A 17,086-nucleotide genomic window follows, 5' to 3' on the forward strand; every position below is an offset into this window, starting at 1 on the left:
CAGGATGAGAGTTGTCGACGTCAATCGCATCGTCGGTCCGGTGCCGACGGGCGACGTACCGAGTGCGGATGCGCCGGGTCTGCTGGCCGAGCTCGACCGGTTGGCGATCGACGCGGCGTGTGTGGTGCATTCGCAGGACCTGTACTACGACCCGACCGTGGTGGCCGAGTTGCCGGCGGATCCACGGCTGATCCGGGCGCCGGTCGTCGTACCCGGGCCGTTGGGAACCGGCGTGCCGGCGGATGCTCGGGTGGTGCGGATGTGCCCGGCCGAGCATCGGTTCCTGCTGACCGCGCCGCACGGGATCGCGGTGGCGCGGGAGTTGGCCGAGGGCGCTGTCTCGGTACTGCTGGCGCTGGAGTCGGTGGGTCCGGGGGAGATCCACCGGCTCGCGACCGAGGTGCCGTCGCTGCGGATCGTGCTGATCAACACCGGCTACCGCGCGTTGCGCGAGCTCGCCGACCTGATGGACGCGCATCCCGAGGTGCGGGTCGATACGGCGACGTTGTGCGGTCACCTCGCGGTCGAATGGGTCGTACGCCGGTACGGCGCCCACCGGGTGCTGTTCGGGACCGGTGCGCCACTGACCGACGACGCGGGGCCGCGGTTCCAGCTCGACCACCTGGAGCTGCCGGCGGACGAGGTCGGACTGATTGCTAGCGGCAACATCCTGGGCCTGGTCGGATGACGGGCATCATCGACGCCCACGGTCATCTCGGGGCGTGGTTCGCCTTCGCGATCCCGGACAGTTCGACCGAGAGCCTGGTGCGGGTGATGGACGGCTGCGGCGTCGCGACGATGTGTGTCTCGCACCTGCTCGCGATCGGCCCGGACTCTCGCGCCGGGAACGCCCTGCTGCTCCAGGAGATCGAGCGCTTTCCAGGCCGCTTTCTCGGGTACGCCGTCTACGACCCGCACGACCCCGAGGCGGCGCGACGAACGGCCGATCTGCTCGACGCGCCAGGTGTGATCGGGCTGAAGCTGCACCCGGACACGCATGAGCACGCGCTCGACGGCCCGGCGTACGAACCCGCCTTCCAGTTGGCGGCCGAGCGCGGCTGCGTAGTGCTCGCGCATGGCATGTTCGGTTCGCCGTGGTGCGGTCCGGCGCACTTCGCGGCCGTTGCCGCACGGCATCCGGCCGTGAAGCTGTTGATGGGTCACGCCGGTCTGTTGCCGGCCGGGTTCCCGGCGGCGGCCGAGGTGGCGTCGACGTACCCGAATGTCACGTTGGAGCTCTGCGGGTCCCGGACCACGGCGCGGCATGTGGCCTGGCTGGTGGATGCAGTGGGCGCGGACCGGATGGTCTTCGGGTCCGACGCGCTGTTCCTGGATCTGCGGGTCGGGGTCGGCCGGGTGCAACTCGCGCCGATCGATCAGGCCGACCGCGATCTGTTGCTGTTCGGCACGATGACCCGGCTCCTGGAGGGATGTCGATGACAGTGGCAACGACTTTGGCGCTTGACGGCGGTACGCCGGTCCGGACCGCGGGCTGGCCGAGTTGGCCGCCGCCCGCGACCGCGGAGCAGCGCGAACTCCTGCTCGAGGTGCTGGACAGCGGCGACTGGGGTGCGACCTCCGGTCAGAAGGTGGCCGAGTTCACCACCGCCTTCGCTCAGTCGATCGGAGCGCGGTACGGCGTCTCGGTCGTGAACGGGACGGTCGCGCTCTTCCTCGCGCTGCGCGCCCTCGGGGTCGGCCGGGACGACGAGGTGATCGTGCCCGCCTACACGTTCGTCGCGAGCGCGACCGCGGTGGTGCTGGCCGGCGCGCGGCCGGTACTGGCCGATGTCACGCCGGAGACACTCCATCTCGACCCGGCCGCGGTCGGGCGGCTGATCAGTCCGCGGACCAAGGCGATCATGCCGGTGCATCTGGCCGGTGCCCCCGCGGACGTCGATGCCTTGACGGAGTACGGCGTACCGATCGTCGAGGACGCGGCGCAGGCGCATGGTGCGACCTGGCGCGATCGGCCGGTCGGGACGCTGGGTGACGCCGCGTGCTTCAGCTTCCAGTCCAGCAAGGCGATGACGGCCGGCGAGGGCGGGCTGATCGTGACCGACGACGAGGCCGTGTACCGGAAGGTCTGGGCGCTGCACAACGTCGGCCGGAGTCTCGAGGGCGGGTGGTACGAACATCCGGATGTCGGGTGGAACCTGCGGATGACCGAGTTCCAGGCCGCCGTGCTGCTGCCGCAACTCGGCGTACTGGACGACCAGGTCAAGACCCGGCATCGCGCGGTGGAGTTCCTCCGCCGGGAGCTGGCCGGCGTTGATGGTCTGGAGGTTCTGCCGGAGCCGCCGGGCACTACCGCGAGCAGCCATCACCTCGGGTTGGTCCGCTACGACCCGGCCGCGTTCGGTGGGCACGGCAAGGACGACTTCCTCGCGGCGATGGCGGCCGAAGGTGTTCCGCTGGATGCCGGCTACCGCTCGCTGTCCCGAGAGAGCGCACTCCAGGCGTACTCCGACCTGCAGCCGTGCCCGGTCGCGGAGGAGGCCGCGGACACGGTCGTGTGGATCCGTCAGAGTCTGTTGATGGCCGACGAGGCGGAGCTGTCTGACATCGTCACCGCCGCGACGAAAGTCCACCAGGCGTTCGTCAGCTCGTGACCAGTGCCTCGAACGCGTCGAGGGCGCGCCGGATGTTCTCGACCGAGTTCGCGTACGAGAACCGCAGGTGGTCCTCGCCGTACGCCCCGAAGGATGTGCCCGGCAGGCAGGCGACGCCGGCCTCGTCGAGCAGCCGATCGGCCAGCGTCGCCGCGGACAGCCCGAGCTCACTGATGTTCGGGAACGCGTAGAACGCTCCACCCGGTTCGACGCACGACACACCCGGTACGGCGTTCAGCCCGGAGACGATCACCTCGCGGCGTTCCCGGAAGGCCTCGAGCATCCGTTCGACGTCGTCCCACGGTCCTTCCAATGCCGCGATCGCGGCGTACTGGCTGAAGGCCGACGTACAGGACACCGAGTTGATCAGCAGTCGGGTCACCGGCTCGACCAGTGGCTCCGGGAACACACCGAACCCGAGCCGCCAGCCGGTCATCGCGAACGTCTTCGACCAGCCGTCGAGCAGGATGGTCCGCTCGGCCATGCCGTCGACGTCCAGCACGCTGTGGTGGTCCCCGTCGTACCGCAGCGCCCAGTAGACCTCGTCGCTGAGTACGACGAGGTCGTTGGCGATCGCGATCTCGGCGATCGCCTCCAACTGTTCGGGGGTCGAGGCGCTGCCGCACGGGTTGTGCGGGGAGTTGAGGATCAGCAGCTTGGTCCGGTCGGTGACCAGCGACGCGAGCTCCTGGGGGTCGATGACGAACCCGTTCTCCTCGCGCAGCGGCACCGGCACCGGCTTCGCGCCGGCGAACGCCGCGATCGAGGCGTACATCGGGAAGCCCGGGTCCGGGTAGAGGACCTCGTCGCCCTCCTCGCACAGCGCCATGATCGTGAAGAACATGATGGGCTTGGCGCCCGGCGTGACGAGCACCCTGTCCGGCGTCGTGGTCAGCCGGCCGGTGCGCTCGAGGAAGTCCGCGACCGCGGTGCGCAGTTCGGGGATGCCCGGCGCCGGCACGTAGTGCGTGTGGCCCTTGTCCAGCGCCTGCTGCGCGGCGGCGACGACGTGCTCCGGGGTGTCGAAGTCCGGTTCGCCGATCTCGAGGTGCACGATCTCGCGGCCGCGTGCCTCCAGGGCCTTCGCCTTGGCCAGCACCTCGAACGCCGATTCGGTACCCAGTCGATTCATCCGCCCAGCAAGCTTCACGCCTTCGAGCCTAGGCGGAGTGTCCACTTCCTGGCCAACGGTCCTGTGTCGTGAGACGCGTGCCATGATCGGGTTGGTGGGTCAGCGAGCGACTCGAAGGAGTGCGGATGGCACGGGTAGCGGTCACCGGAAGTAGCGGGAAACTCGGCCGGGCGGTGGTCGATCACCTGCTGGACCACGGCTGGGACGTGGTCGCTCTGGACCAGGCACCGCCGGCGCGGACCGGTGTCGTGGCGTCGCGGGTCGACCTGACCGATTTCGGCCAGGCCTACGAGGCGATCGCCGGAATCGACGACCGCCACGACGGCGTCGACGCCGTCGTTCACCTGGCCGCCGTACCGGCGCCCGGACTGCGGCCGAACGCGGCGACCTTCCACAACAACATGACGGCCACCTACAACGTGTTCTCGGCCGCCTTGCGGGCAGGAGTCCGCAACATCGTCTGGGCGTCCAGCGAGACCGTGCTCGGCCTGCCGTTCGACGAGTTCCCGCCGTACGTGCCGGTCGACGAGGACTACCCGCCGCGGCCGAACAGCACGTACTCGCTGGTGAAGACGCTCGAGGAGGAGCTGGCCCGGCAACTGTGCCGCTGGCATCCGGACCTGAAGCTGATCGGCCTGCGGTTCTCGAACGTGATGTACCCCGAGGACTATGCACGGTTTCCGTCGTTCGACGCCGACGCGCAGGCGCGCAAGTGGAACCTCTGGGGCTACATCGACGCCCGCGACGGCGCGCAGGCCGTCCGCCGCGCGCTCGACTACGACATCACCGGCACCGACGTGTTCATCGTCGCCAACGCCGACACGGTGATGTCGCGGCCGAACGAGGAGCTCCTCGCCGAGGTGTTCCCCGGCGTCCCCGTCAAGCGCCCGTTCGGCCCGAACGACACCCTGCTGTCCATCGACAAGGCCCGCCGCCTGCTCGGCTACGAACCCCAGCACTCCTGGCGCGACTAGGCAGGCCCGTACGGGAACAGCTTCTGCGGGTCGTACGACGCTCGTACGTCGGCCAGCCGGGCGAAGGTGTCCGACGGCCACGCCGCCTCGTACGAGCCCGGCAGCGAGAAGCCGGCCGCGAAGTTGACGGTGGTCTCGGGGGAGACCCAGGCCGACAGCCGATCCAGCACGCCACCCGCCGTAGCGGGCAGCACCGTCTCGAACAAGCCCGGATCGGGGACACCGATCATCACCAGGCTGTACGCGCCACCGCGTCCACCCACCGCACTGCCTTCCGGTACGTCGCGGTGCGCCGCGCCGCCGAGATGCCGGATCTCCGCCGCGACGAGTGGGACCTGCTGATCCGGCCCGACGACCTCGAGGAACGCGGAGGCGAAACCGGCGTCGATGTCACGGAGCAACACACCTTGGTCCCACGCGGCCGTCGGGCCCTTGGGATCGTTGTGAATGAGCGCGATGTCGGTGGCCGGCATCTCGCCGACGGAGTCGACGATCGTCGTACCGGCGTCGCGGATCGGTCGGAAGAGCCGCTCGCCTGTGGACGGGTCGCCGACGAAGGCGAAGCGGACGTTGAGGACGGTCTTGCCCCGCAACGGCTCGGGGATGAACTCCAGCGGCGGCAGCCGCAGGATCACGACCGAGGAGTTCGCAGTCTCGGGCAGCGTCTTGGTCCAGCTCGCCCACGTCATGAACACCCTGGCGATGTCCGGAGCGTCGAAGAACACCGAACCGCCGTACAGCGTGGTCAACTCGACCAGCGCGAAGTCCATCGCGGTGACCAGGCCGAGGCCGCCCTTGCCGCCGCGCAGCGCCCAGAACAGGTCGGGGTGCTCGGTCGCGTTCGCCGTCACCACCTCGCCGGTGCCGGTGACGACGCGGAAGCCGCGAGCCCAGTCCGACGAGACGCCGAAGGTCCGGGCCAGCGGACCCAGGCCGCCGCCGAGGGTGTAGCCGATGCACCCGACCGCGTCGGAGGCGCCGATGATCGGCGCGAGCCCGTGCTGTCCGGCCGCGGCGATGACTTCCGCCCACCGGGAACCCGCGGCGATGTGGGCGACCTTCTGGTCCGGATCGACAGTCACGCCCGTCAACCGGGACGTGGTGACCAGGACCCCATCGGTGACCGCGGGCGATCCGTGCCCGGTCGCGAGGACCCGCACCGGCAGACCGCTGTCCGCCGCCGCCCGTACGACGGCTGCGGCGTCCGCCTCCGACGTGATCCCGACCGCGACGGCCGGACTGTGCGTAACCGCCGTGTTGAAACCGGCGACCTCCTCCGCGAACCCCTCGTCACCAGGAACCAGGACCGGCCCGCCGACCTCGACCCGCAGCCGCGCGACCAACTCATCCACACCCGACACAGTGCCTCCCCTCCAGAGACTCCACCCTTGGCCCGCAGTCTTCCGCACGCGCGGGGTCACGCCGAAGATGGCGGAAACACGCTTGGATGGGGGGCCGACTCGACGGTAGGCAGGCAAGGCTGAAAACCTGTGCCAGCGGTTGGCGATCCCAACTGTGACAACAGGGTGAGACACGGAGGCGGTCGATGTTCAAGCGTATCGCAGTGGTGAACCGGGGTGAAGCCGCCATGCGGCTGATCAACGCGGTTCGCGAGGTCAACGCCGAGGGCGGTGACCCGATCGAGACTGTCGCCTTGTTCACCGACGGTGAGCGGACCGCGACCTTCGTCCGCGAGGCCGACATCACCTACCCGCTCGGGCCGGCGTCGGCGCGCCCGTACCTGGACCTCGCCGTGCTCGAGCGTGCGCTGCGCGAGACGAAGGCCGACGCGGCCTGGGTCGGCTGGGGATTCGTGGCCGAGGACCCCGCCTTCGCGGAGCTGTGCGAGCGGATCGGCGTGACCTTCATCGGGCCGTCGGCCGAGGCGATGCGCAAGCTCGGCGACAAGATCGGGTCCAAGCTGATCGCCGAGGAGGTCGGGGTACCGGTCGCGCCCTGGAGCCGCGGCCCGGTCGAGTCGCTGGAGGCCGCGCTGCAGGCGGCCCGGACGATCGGCTACCCATTGATGCTCAAGGCAACGGCCGGCGGTGGTGGCCGCGGCATCCGGGTGGTCCGGTCGGCGGACGAACTCACCGATGCGTACGCGCGGACCAGCGACGAGGCGGCGCGGGCCTTCGGCAGCGGCGTGGTGTTCCTGGAGCGCCTGGTCACCGGCGCCCGCCACGTCGAGGTGCAGGTCATCGCTGACGGCCAGGGGACGGCGTGGGCGCTCGGCGTCCGGGACTGTTCCGTGCAGCGCCGGAACCAGAAGGTGATCGAGGAGTCCGCCTCACCGCTGCTGTCGGCCGGCCAGGTCGAGGACCTGAAGGCCTCCGCCGAGCGACTCGCGCTCGCGGTCGGCTACCGCGGTGCGGCGACGGTCGAGTTCCTGTATCACCCCGGCGAGAAGAGCTTCGCGTTCCTCGAGGTGAACACCCGGCTCCAGGTGGAGCACCCGATCACCGAGTTGACCACCGGGTTCGACCTGGTGAAGGCCCAGTTGCACGTCGCGAACGGCGGCCTGCTGGAGGGCACGAAGCCGGTCGAGAGCGGGCACGCGGTCGAGGCACGCCTGAACGCCGAGGACCCGGACCGCGACTTCGCACCGTCGCCGGGGCGGATCGCCGTACTCGACCTGCCGTCCGGACCCGGCATCCGGGTCGACACCGGTGTGAGCGCCGGTGACAGCATTCCGGCCGACTTCGACTCGATGATCGCGAAGATCATCGGCTACGGGCGGACCCGCGAGGAGGCACTGGCGCGGCTGCGCCGGGCGGTCGGGGCGACCACGGTGCTGATCGAGGGCGGCGCCACCAACAAGAGCTTCATCCTCGAACTGCTGGACCAGCCCGAGGTGATCGACGGCAGCGCCGACACCGGCTGGATCGATCGGGTCCGCGGCGAGGGGCGGCTGGTCTCGCACCGGCACTCGGGCGTCGCTCTGGTCGCGGCCGCGATCGAGGGGTACGAAGACTCCGAGCAGGTCGAGCGAGTGCGGTTGCTGGAGACCGCGCACGGCGGTCGTCCGCAGATTCAGCACGAGGTGGGTCGTGCGATCGACCTGAAGCTGCGCGGGGCGAGCTACCGGGTGACGGTGGCGCGAATCGGGCCGGACCGGTTCCGGGTCGGTGTCGGGACCGGCAACGACCACCTCAAGGTGGTGGACGCCGAGCTGGAGCGGCTCGACGACTACACCAGCCGGCTCGTGGTCGGCGGGCAGCGGTTCCGCCTCGTCACCGCGACGCACGGTCCGGTCCACCTGATCGAGGTGGACGGTGTGACCCACCGGGTCAGCCGCGACGAAGGCGGCGTACTGCGTTCTCCCGCGCCGGCTCTGGTGGTCGCGACGCCGGTGCAGACCGGGGCCGAGATCGAGGCCGGTGCGCCGGTGCTCGTGCTGGAGAGCATGAAGATGGAGACGGTGCTCTACGCGCCGTTCAAGGCGACCGTGAAGGAACTGCTCGTCGCCACCGGCAGCCAGGTCGAGACCGGTGCACCCCTGCTGCGGTTGGAGCCGGTCGCTGACGACTCCGGGGCCGAGGCGGCTGCTCCGACGGACAACGGCGTACAGCTGGATCTGCCGAACGGATCCGGGGAGAAGTCTTCGGCCGAGCGGGTCGAGCGGGGTCTGGACGACCTGCGCAGCATGCTGCTCGGGTTCGACATCGACCCGTCGGACGAGGGCGGCATGCTGGCCGACTACCTGTCCGCGCGGTCCGAGCTGGCGGACCCTCCGGTCGTCGCCGAGATCGACCTGCTGCGCGTGTTCGCGGACTTCGTCGAGCTGAGCCGCAACCGGCCGGCCGGCGAGGAGATCAGCACCGAGAACCGGGTGCACAGCCCACGCGAGCACTTCCACACCTACCTGCAGAGCCTGGATCCGGACCGAGGTGGTCTGCCGGCCGAGTTCCGCGCCCGGCTGACCCGGGTGCTCGGCCAGTACGGCGTGACCGACCTGGAGCGCAGTACCGAGCTCGAGGAGGCCGTCTTCCGGATCTTCCTGGCCCAGCAGCGCTCCACTCCGGACGTGCTGCTGGTCTCGTCGCTGCTGCAGCGCTGGATCGCCGAGCCGCGGCCGGTGTCGCCGGTCGACGAGTCCGCACACGACCTGCTCGACCGCCTGGTGCTGGCGACCCAGCTGCGGTTCCCGGTGATCGGCGACCTGGCCCGGAGCGTGCGGTTCCGGTGGTTCGACCAGCCGCAGGTGGATGCGGAGCGGGCGTCGGTCCTGGAGGGTGTCGGCGACGAGGTCGCCGCGCTGGCGGCGGATCCGGAGGCAGCGGACCGCAAGGAGCGGGTCGACGCGCTGGCCACCATCCCCGAGCCGATCGTCCGGTTCCTGGCGCAGCGACTGGAGCGTGGCTGGGGTGAGCGCGAGCCGATGCTCGAGGTGCTGATCCGTCGGCACTACCGCGAGTACGAACTGCACGACCTGCGCGAGTTCGCCGTCGACGGTCGGCCGTTCGCGACCGCCGACTACACGATCGACGACCGGCCGAGTCATCTGGTCACCTCGGTGGGCACGGTGGCCGAGCTGGCCGACCCGGACAGCGGCCTGTCCCGTGTGCTGACCGCGCAGATCGACGCGCGCCCGCCCCGGCACGAGGCCGTGGTCGAGCTCTACCTGTACGGCCCGGACCTGCCGGCCTCCCAGCAGGAGGCGTCCGACCTGTACCGCCGGATGGTCGCCGACCAGCCGGTTGCCCAGCGGGTACGCCGGTTCTCGGTCGCGATCGCACCGGGTCAGGGGCGGCCGGTGTCGTACTTCACCTATCGCCCGGCCGGCGGTTCGGTGGCCGAGGACGACAACGTCCGTGGCGTCCACCCGATGGTCGGCCGGCGGCTGAACCTGTGGCGGCTGCGGGACTTCCGGATCACCCGGTTGGACGGGCCGGACGACGTACTGCTGTACCACTGTGTGTCGCGGGAGAACGAAGCCGACCAGCGGCTGGTCGCGCTCGCGCAGGTTCGCCAGTTCGTCGTCGTGCGGGACGAGGACGGGCAGGTGACCTCGCTGCCGCACGCGGAGCGGGCGATCGCGAACTGCTTGGAGGCGATCCGCCGGGCCCGGACCGACCGCGGCGCGGCCGGTGCCAAGCTCGACATGAACCACGTCTGGGTGCACATCTGGCCGGTGGTCGAGGCTCAGGTCGACGAAGTCACCGCGCTGCAGCGCAACATCGCGCCGATGACCGCGGGCGCCGGGATCGAGGAGGTCCTGGTCCAGGGTCGGGTCGCGGCGCCGGACGGCAGCGTCAACCTGGTGGCGGCGCGGTTCTACTACCAGCCCGGTGCGGGTGTCGTCACCTCGGTCGAGCAGCCGCCGACCGGACGGCTGATGCCGCTGGACGACTACGCCCAGAAGGTGCAGCGGTCGCGTCGGCGCAACACGATCTACCCGTACGAGGTCAGCGGCATGGTCGCCGGTGCAGGCGGCTCCTTCGTCGAGTACGACCTCGACGACAGCGGTGCCCTGGTCCCGGTGGACCGCCCGCGCGGCCTGAACAAGGCCGGCGTCATCCTCGGCATCGTCAGTACGCCGACCACCCGGCACCCCGAAGGCATCACCCGGGTCGCGCTCAGCGGCGATCCGACCAAGGCCCTCGGCGCGGTCGCCGAGGGGGAGTGCTCGCGGATCATCGCAGCCCTCGACCTGGCCGAGCGGATGCATGTGCCGGTCGAGTGGTACTCGCTGTCGGCCGGTGCCCGGATCTCGATGGACTCCGGCACCGAGAACATGGACTGGGTCGCCAAGGCGCTGAAGCGGATCGTCGAGTTCACCCAGGACGGCGGCGAGATCAACGTCGTCGTGGCCGGCATCAACGTCGGCGCGCAGCCGTACTGGAACGCCGAGGCCACGATGCTGATGCACACCAAGGGCATCCTGGTGATGACGCCGGACAGCGCGATGGTGCTGACCGGCAAGCAAACGCTGGACTTCGCCGGTGGCGTCTCGGCCGAGGACAACTTCGGCATCGGCGGTTACGACCGGGTGATGGGTCCGAACGGCCAGGCGCAGTACTGGGCTCCTGACCTCAAGGGCGCCCGCGATGTGCTGATGGCGCACTACGACCACTCGTACGTCGTCCCGGGGGAGATCGGTCCGCGCCGGGCCGAGACGTCGGATCCGCTGGATCGCGATGTCACGACGTACCCGCACAGCGCGCCCGGCAGCGACTTCCGGACCGTCGGCGAGATCTTCTCCGTGGCGACGAACCCGGACCGCAAGAAGGCGTTCGACATCCGCACGCTGATGCGATCCGTCACGGACCAGGATCATCCGGTGCTGGAGCGCTGGGCCGGGATGGCCGACGCCGACACCGCGGTCGTGCAGGACGCGCGCCTGGGTGGTTACCCGGTCTGCCTGATCGGCATCGAGTCCAAGTCGGTGCCGCGGCGCGGGTTCCCGCCCACCGACGGGCCGGACACCTACACCGCAGGCACGCTGTTCCCGCTCTCGTCGAAGAAGACGGCCCGGGCGATCAACGCGGCCAGCGGCAACCGGCCGCTGGTGGTGCTGGCGAACCTGTCCGGCTTCGACGGCTCGCCGGACTCGATGCGGAACCTCCAGCTCGAGTACGGCGCGGAGATCGGCCGCGCGATCGTGAATTTCCAGGGCCCGATCGTGTTCTGCGTGGTGTCGCGCTACCACGGTGGAGCGTTCGTGGTCTTCTCCAAGGCGCTCAACCCGTCGATGACCGTGCTGGCGGTGGACGGCTCGTTCGCGTCGGTTATCGGCGGAGCGCCGGCGGCCGCTGTCGTCTTCGCCGGTGAGGTCGACGCTCGAACGGCAGCCGACGAGCGAGTCGCGTCGCTGGCCGAGCGGGTCGGCGAGGCGACCGGGGCAGAGCGGGCCGCGCTCGCGACCGAGTTGGCTGAGGTACGCACCGCCGTACGCGCGGAGAAGCTGGGGGAGGTCGCGATCGGGTTCGATCGCGTGCACAACATCCACCGCGCGGTCGAGGTCGGATCGGTCGATGCGGTGATCACCGCGAACGAACTGCGCCCACGGTTGATCGAGGCAATCATCTCCGGTCTACCGGGAGTTGGACCACTCACCTAACCTGGAGGTATGCGGACCGAGAGGGGCGGTCGCAGTAAGGCTCACTCGTTGATCACTTTCATCGGCGTGAGCGTACTGTCCGGCGCGTTGGCGGCCGGACTGGCGATCCCCTTCGCCGGATTCGCCGGACAGGGCAGCGAGCAGGTGGCCAAGTCGGTGCAGGATCTGCCGCGGGAGCTCGTGGTCGATCCGGTGGCGGTGCGGAGCCGGATCCTCGCCTCGGACGGCAGCCTGATCGCGACGCTGTACGAGCAGAACCGGATCCCGGTGCCGCTGAGCCGGATCAGCCCGATCATGCGCCGGGCGATCGTCGCGATCGAGGACTCGCGGTTCTACGACCACGGGGCCCTGGACGCGAAGGGCACGATCCGGGCGATGGTCCGCAACCAGACCGAGGGCGAGGTCCAGCAGGGCGGGTCGAGCATCACCCAGCAGTACGTGAAGCTCAGCCTGGTCGAGAAGGCCAAGACCGCCGAGGAACGCCAGCGGGCCACCGCGGTCACCTACGAGCGCAAGCTGACCGAGCTGCGGTACGCGATCGCGATCGAGAGCCAGCTGTCCAAGGACGAGATCCTGGAGCGGTACCTGAACCTGGTGAACTTCGGCGACGGCGCGTACGGCGTCCAGGCCGCGGCACAGCACTACTTCCGGACCACGGCCGACAAGCTGACCCTGCCCCAGGCCGCGATGCTGGCCGGCCTGGTGAAGAACCCGACCGGCTACGACCCGACCAACGACCTGGCGCGCGCGAAGGCGCGGCGCGACGTCGTGCTGAAGCGGATGCTCGAGCTCAAGGTGATTTCACTTCGGCAGGCCAACGCGGCGGTGAAGACCGCGGTGATCAACCTGAAGCGGGTCCTGCCGGTGCCGAACGGCTGCGCCAGCTCCCGCTACCCCTTCTACTGCGAGTACGTCGTCTCGAAGCTGCTGGACAACCCGGCACTCGGCGTGACGGTCAAGGATCGCGACCACTACCTGAAGACCGGCGGGCTGCTGATCCGGACCTCGATCGACCCGCGGATCCAGCGGGCCGCGCAGAAGTCGATCACCGCGCACAGCAAGTCGACCGACACCGCGATCGCGGCGATCACGATCGTCCAGCCGGGTAGCGGCCTGGTGAAGGCGATGGTGCAGAGCAAGCCGTACGGCAACGGCCGCAACCACACGAACTACAACTACAACGTCGAGAAGTCCTACGCCGGCGGGTTCGGCGGGTTCCAGAACGGCTCGACGATGAAGGCGTTCACGATCGCGGCGGCGATCCAGAAAGGCGTGCCGCTGAACTACCGGATCAACTCCCCGCAGCAGATCAACCTGAGCGGGAAGCGGTTCCGCACCTGCTCGGGCTGGACCCGGGACCCGGACTACACCCCGCAGAACTCGACCCGCGGCGGCAACCTCACGATGGTCGACGCGGCGCGGTTCTCGACCAACACCTACTTCCTGCAGTTGTCGCAGCGGGTCGGGCTGTGCCCGATCGCCCGGGTCGCGACCAAGCTCGGGATGTACAACGCACAGACGCTGCATCCACTCGACCAGGTCATCTCGATGACGCTCGGCGTCGGCTATGTGACCCCGCTGATGCTGTCGAACGCCTACGCGACGTTCGCGGCCCGCGGCAAGTACTGCAAGCCGCTGGTCGTCGCCTCCGTGCGGGACAAGGCCGGCAAGTACATCGACACGCCGCAGATCGACTGCAACCAGGCGCTCTCCCCGCAGGTCGCCGACGGCGTCAACCGGGTGCTCAGTGCGGTGATGGAGCCTGGCGGCACCGGCGGCCGGCTGAACTTCGGCAACTGGGACCTGGCCGGCAAGACCGGCACGATCCAGGACAACCTCGCCGTCTGGTACGCCGGTTACGCGCCGAACCTGGCCGGCGCCGCAGTTGTGGCGGACGCGAACCTTCCCTACACGAACCTGATGTACCGCCACACCCTCGACGGCCGGGACATCTCCGACCCGACCGGCTCCGGCACCGCCGGGCCGCTGTGGCAGACCGCGATGGAAGGCGCCTTGAAGGGCATGCCGCTGCGCCACTTCAAGGCGCCACCGCGCAAGATGCTGGGTGCCCCCCAGCCGGCGGACCAGAACGGGGGTCCGGACGCCAGCGGCAACGGGCGCCGCTAGTGCCCTGCGTCGTGATGCTCGCTGCTGGGAGCGACGTCGAGCGCCGGGTTGCGGTCGAAGAAGCCGAACGGCTTCAGCCAGAAGGCGATCGTGTCCACCGGCATCACCGGCCAGTCCTCGACCCGGGTGACGTGGTGGATGCCGAACACGTACCAGAGCACGACGTCGGTGTTCTCCAGCGCTTCGTCGTCCGCGATCCAGCGCGTCATCCCGTCGTCGACCGTCGACTGAGTCGGGTAGTCGCCGCACGGCCAGCGTTCCTCGTCGTGCTGCCGGGTCACCCATAGCGTGTGCCCTATCACCGGTGCCCGCAGGTACTGCGGCGTACCGGGGTCCATCAGTGCCGGGATCGACGCGCTCGGGATCAGTTTGTACGCCGGATTGGTGCCGAGGGCGTTCACGCGGTTCGGGTTGACCACCTTCCAGGTGCGCTGGGCCGCCCAGTCGAAGTCGCGGGCGGCGTCGGACTCGGACCGGATCGGGGTCGCCTCGGTGACGACGGCCAGCCCGTACGGGTTGTCGTCCGACACCGGTAGGGCGTGGGAGTCGACCTCCTGCACGGTGTTCGCGTCGCCGTCCACGTCGAGGTCGAGCCGCGCGACCAGGAAGTGCTGGTGGAACGGTGCGTACGTCTGCTTGTCGACGACCGTGCCGGTGGCCGGCGGCGTACCGTCCGCGGCGAACGGCGTAGTGACCATCAGCCCGGTCGCCCGGACCTCGCACTCGATGTTGCCGTCGGTATAGAAGCGCCAGTAGATCAAGTACTCGTAGTTCGCCACGGTCGCGTGACACGACACGACCATCCGGCGCATCCGCCGTACCTCGGCACCGGTCGTGTGGTCGACGTGCTTCCACAAGACGGCGTTGTCCTCCTCGTGCAGGCAGATCGCGTTCTTGATCGTGACCGGCTCACCGTGGGTGTCGTGCAGTACGGCGTCCAGGTAGACGATCTCGCCGAGGCAGTCGCAGCCGAGTCCGAGCGAGGTGGTCATGAAGCCGAGACCCCATTCGCCGATGTCGAACGCCGTACGCCGGTAGTGGTCGAAGGACGCGTCCCGGTACGGGACCACCATCTCGGCGAACGACATCCGGTAGGCGATGTCCCGGATGGCGCTGCGGCCGTTGACATGGTCGTCGTACGTGACCTGGTGGATGACCAGGCCCTCGCGGTGGTTGAAGCCCAGCCGCATGGTCCAGTTCTGCCACTTCAGCTCGGTGCCGTCGACGGTGAACGAGACGCCCTCGGGCTGGGTGACGTGCAGCGGCTTGAGGTCGGTGCGGAGTACGCCGGTCCACGGTCCGGGCGCGTACTCCGCGTCGACCGCGGGCTGCCCGTGGTCGTGGTCGTTCTCGAGTTCGAGCAACTCGAGCGTGTTCATGTCGACGACGACCTTGAGGCCCGACACCGGGTGGGCGTACGGGTTGCCGTCGGGCGTCTCGCGGTACCAGATGTCGCACCAGCCGAGCCGACGGTCGCGGTACTTCTCCGGCATCAGCGCCTTGCCGTACGTCCAGACCTCGATCATCACCAGCGACAGGTCGGTGATGCCGCGTTCGGCCAGCGCGGCGATCACGTCCGGATGGGCGCGCATCGCCTCGTCGACCTCGTGGTACTCGTCGCCGGTGAAGTTGGGGGTGACGCCGGGGACTTGGATCCACGACACCACCCGATCGCCGGTCAGATCGACGACGCCTTCCCAGGTCTGGTTGTCGGCCCGGTTCCACAGGACGGCGAACGCGGTCCGCGGTACCGGGTCGCCGGGACGCCAAGCGCGGACCGCGGACTTGGCCGGCTCCAGCAGCTCGATCGCCGCGAACCGCCAGGACCCGCCGACTTCCCGGTCCCTGCGCAGGATCGCAGCGGTCTGCCGGAACTCGTCCTCGTCCAGCGGTTCGAGCGGATGGGTCGCCATCAGTCCACGTCCCGGGCCATCAGGTCGTCCCAGGACTCCCGTCGTACGACAAGCCGGGCTCGGCCGCCGGTTGCGAAGACCACCGGGATCCGGCGATTGCCGTTGTAGTTGTTCGCCATCGTGTAGCAGTACGCCCCGGTCGCGGGAACGGCGAGCAGATCACCCACAGCCGGCCCCGCCAGCGGTACGCCGTCGACGAGGACGTCGCCGCTCTCGCAGTGCCGCCCGACCACGGTCACGGTCTCCAGCCCGGGACCCTCGAACCGTCCGACGATGCCGGCCTCGAACCGCTGCTCGAACAACGCGACCTCCAGGTTGTCGCCCATCCCGCCGTCCACCGCGACGAAGGTGATCGCACCGCGCTTGACCGTGGTGACCCGGTAGATCGTGGTCGCCGCCGTACAGACCATGCTGCGTCCAGGTTCGATGATGAGGTGCGCGGATGCGGGCAGGTGCTGCTTCGCCGCGCCGATCAGAGCATCGAGGTACGCCGCCACCGTGGGCGGCTCGTCGGACCAGGTGTAGCGGGCGCCGAGGCCGCCGCCCAGGTCGTACACCTCGAACTCGCCGAGTTGCGCGAGCGGCTCCACCGACTCCGCGAACGGCTCGACATCGAGGATCTGCGAGCCGACGTGGACGTGCAGACCGCGCATCCGCAGCCGCGGGCTGCGTTCGATGCGCTGGATCAACCGGGCCGCGTCGGGTGGGGCGAGGCCGAACTTCGAGCCCTCGTGACCGGTCAGCACATGGCTGTGGGTATCGGCGGTGACACCGGGGATGATGCGTACCAAGACGTCCTGGGTGCGGCCGGTCGCTTCCAGCCGGTCGACGTCGTCGGCGTTGTCGACCACGACCAGGCCGATGCCGTGTTCGACAGCCAGCGCGATCTCCTCGTCGCTCTTGGCGTTGCCGTGCAGGACGATCAGGCCGGGATCGACACCGGCTTTCAGTGCGGTCAGGATCTCGCCACCGCCGGCGACGTCCAGGCCGAGTCCTTCCTCGACCATCACCCGCTGGACCGCCGTACAGGGGAAGGCCTTGGACGCGAAGACCACGCGGGAGTCCGGCCAGCGGGCGGACAGCTCTTCGCGGTACTCGCGGGCGCGGGAGCGAAGGGCGTCCTCGGCGACGACCAGGACCGGCGTACCGAACGCGGCGGCCAGGTCGTCCGCACGGCAGCCGGCGACGACCAGCATGCCGTCGCCGGTCAGGCCGCTGCCGGCCGGGAAGAGCGAGAGCAGGTCGCTCCGGTCGGCCTGGTGCAT

10 protein-coding genes are annotated in these 17,086 nt (G+C 69.6%); 6 read left to right on the top strand and 4 right to left on the bottom strand.

The annotated features are described in order from the left end of the window. Positions 1-4: 4 nt before the first annotated feature. From OG817_RS10395 to OG817_RS10405, 3 genes are read left to right on the top strand one after another with little or no spacing between them, the layout of a single operon-like run. Positions 5-688: an amidohydrolase family protein gene (locus OG817_RS10395; RefSeq protein ID WP_406053521.1), complete on the top strand. Its 684-nt coding sequence runs from the start codon at positions 5-7 to the stop codon at positions 686-688. After that, the gene (locus OG817_RS10400; protein WP_406053523.1) at positions 685-1,440 is read left to right on the top strand and encodes an amidohydrolase family protein; all 756 of its coding nucleotides are present in this window, start codon (positions 685-687) and stop codon (positions 1,438-1,440) included. The genes OG817_RS10395 and OG817_RS10400 overlap by 4 nt, the downstream gene beginning before the upstream one ends. Beyond that, entirely contained in the window at positions 1,437-2,612 is a 1,176-nt protein-coding gene (locus tag OG817_RS10405) for a DegT/DnrJ/EryC1/StrS family aminotransferase (RefSeq protein WP_406053525.1), read from the top strand. The genes OG817_RS10400 and OG817_RS10405 overlap by 4 nt, the downstream gene beginning before the upstream one ends. Here OG817_RS10405 and OG817_RS10410 read toward each other — a convergent pair. Further along, positions 2,602-3,762: a pyridoxal phosphate-dependent aminotransferase gene (locus OG817_RS10410; RefSeq protein WP_406053527.1), complete on the bottom strand. Its 1,161-nt coding sequence runs from the start codon at positions 3,760-3,762 to the stop codon at positions 2,602-2,604. The two genes, OG817_RS10405 and OG817_RS10410, sit on opposite strands and share 11 nt — an antisense overlap. A 107-nt stretch (positions 3,763-3,869) precedes the next feature. On the opposite strand from OG817_RS10410, the gene OG817_RS10415 reads away from it, so the two are divergent. Continuing rightward, complete coding sequence (locus OG817_RS10415; RefSeq protein ID WP_396393342.1) at positions 3,870-4,718, top strand: NAD-dependent epimerase/dehydratase family protein; 849 nt, start codon at positions 3,870-3,872, stop codon at positions 4,716-4,718. Here OG817_RS10415 and OG817_RS10420 read toward each other — a convergent pair. Then, positions 4,715-6,070 (bottom strand): FAD-binding oxidoreductase, encoded by a 1,356-nt coding sequence (locus tag OG817_RS10420; protein ID WP_406053529.1) that lies wholly within the window; start codon positions 6,068-6,070, stop codon positions 4,715-4,717. The genes OG817_RS10415 and OG817_RS10420 overlap by 4 nt on opposite strands. Before the next feature lie 194 nt (positions 6,071-6,264). Here OG817_RS10420 and OG817_RS10425 point away from each other — a divergent pair, with 194 nt between their 5' ends. After that, positions 6,265-11,781, top strand: coding sequence for a carboxyl transferase domain-containing protein (locus tag OG817_RS10425; protein WP_406053531.1), 5,517 nt, complete (start codon positions 6,265-6,267; stop codon positions 11,779-11,781). Between the two features lie 9 nt (positions 11,782-11,790). Then, entirely contained in the window at positions 11,791-13,908 is a 2,118-nt protein-coding gene (locus OG817_RS10430; RefSeq protein WP_406053533.1) for a transglycosylase domain-containing protein, read from the top strand. Here OG817_RS10430 and OG817_RS10435 read toward each other — a convergent pair. Together OG817_RS10435 and lysA are read right to left on the bottom strand one after the other, a co-directional pair. After that, on the bottom strand, positions 13,905-15,821 hold the full coding sequence (locus OG817_RS10435) for a primary-amine oxidase (protein ID WP_406053535.1): 1,917 nt from the start codon (positions 15,819-15,821) through the stop codon (positions 13,905-13,907). The two genes, OG817_RS10430 and OG817_RS10435, sit on opposite strands and share 4 nt — an antisense overlap. Next, on the bottom strand, positions 15,821-17,086 hold the full coding sequence (lysA, locus tag OG817_RS10440; RefSeq protein WP_406053537.1) for a diaminopimelate decarboxylase: 1,266 nt from the start codon (positions 17,084-17,086) through the stop codon (positions 15,821-15,823). The genes OG817_RS10435 and lysA overlap by 1 nt, the downstream gene beginning before the upstream one ends.

The sequence above is a fragment of the Kribbella sp. NBC_00889 genome (genome assembly GCF_045207705.1).
In the GTDB taxonomy this organism is placed as follows: domain Bacteria; phylum Actinomycetota; class Actinomycetes; order Propionibacteriales; family Kribbellaceae; genus Kribbella.

Excerpts from the sequence above, each read along its gene's own strand:
- OG817_RS10395 (WP_406053521.1), top strand. The coding sequence starts at position 5 with ATGAGAGTTGTCGACGTCAATCGCATCGTCGGTCCGGTGCCGACGGGC.
- OG817_RS10400 (WP_406053523.1), top strand. The coding sequence starts at position 685 with ATGACGGGCATCATCGACGCCCACGGTCATCTCGGGGCGTGGTTCGCC.
- OG817_RS10405 (WP_406053525.1), top strand. The coding sequence starts at position 1,437 with ATGACAGTGGCAACGACTTTGGCGCTTGACGGCGGTACGCCGGTCCGG.
- OG817_RS10415 (WP_396393342.1), top strand. The coding sequence starts at position 3,870 with ATGGCACGGGTAGCGGTCACCGGAAGTAGCGGGAAACTCGGCCGGGCG.
- OG817_RS10425 (WP_406053531.1), top strand. The coding sequence starts at position 6,265 with ATGTTCAAGCGTATCGCAGTGGTGAACCGGGGTGAAGCCGCCATGCGG.
- OG817_RS10430 (WP_406053533.1), top strand. The coding sequence starts at position 11,791 with ATGCGGACCGAGAGGGGCGGTCGCAGTAAGGCTCACTCGTTGATCACT.
- OG817_RS10435 (WP_406053535.1), bottom strand. The coding sequence starts at position 15,821 with ATGGCGACCCATCCGCTCGAACCGCTGGACGAGGACGAGTTCCGGCAG.
- lysA (WP_406053537.1), bottom strand. The coding sequence starts at position 17,086 with ATGCACCAGGCCGACCGGAGCGACCTGCTCTCGCTCTTCCCGGCCGGC.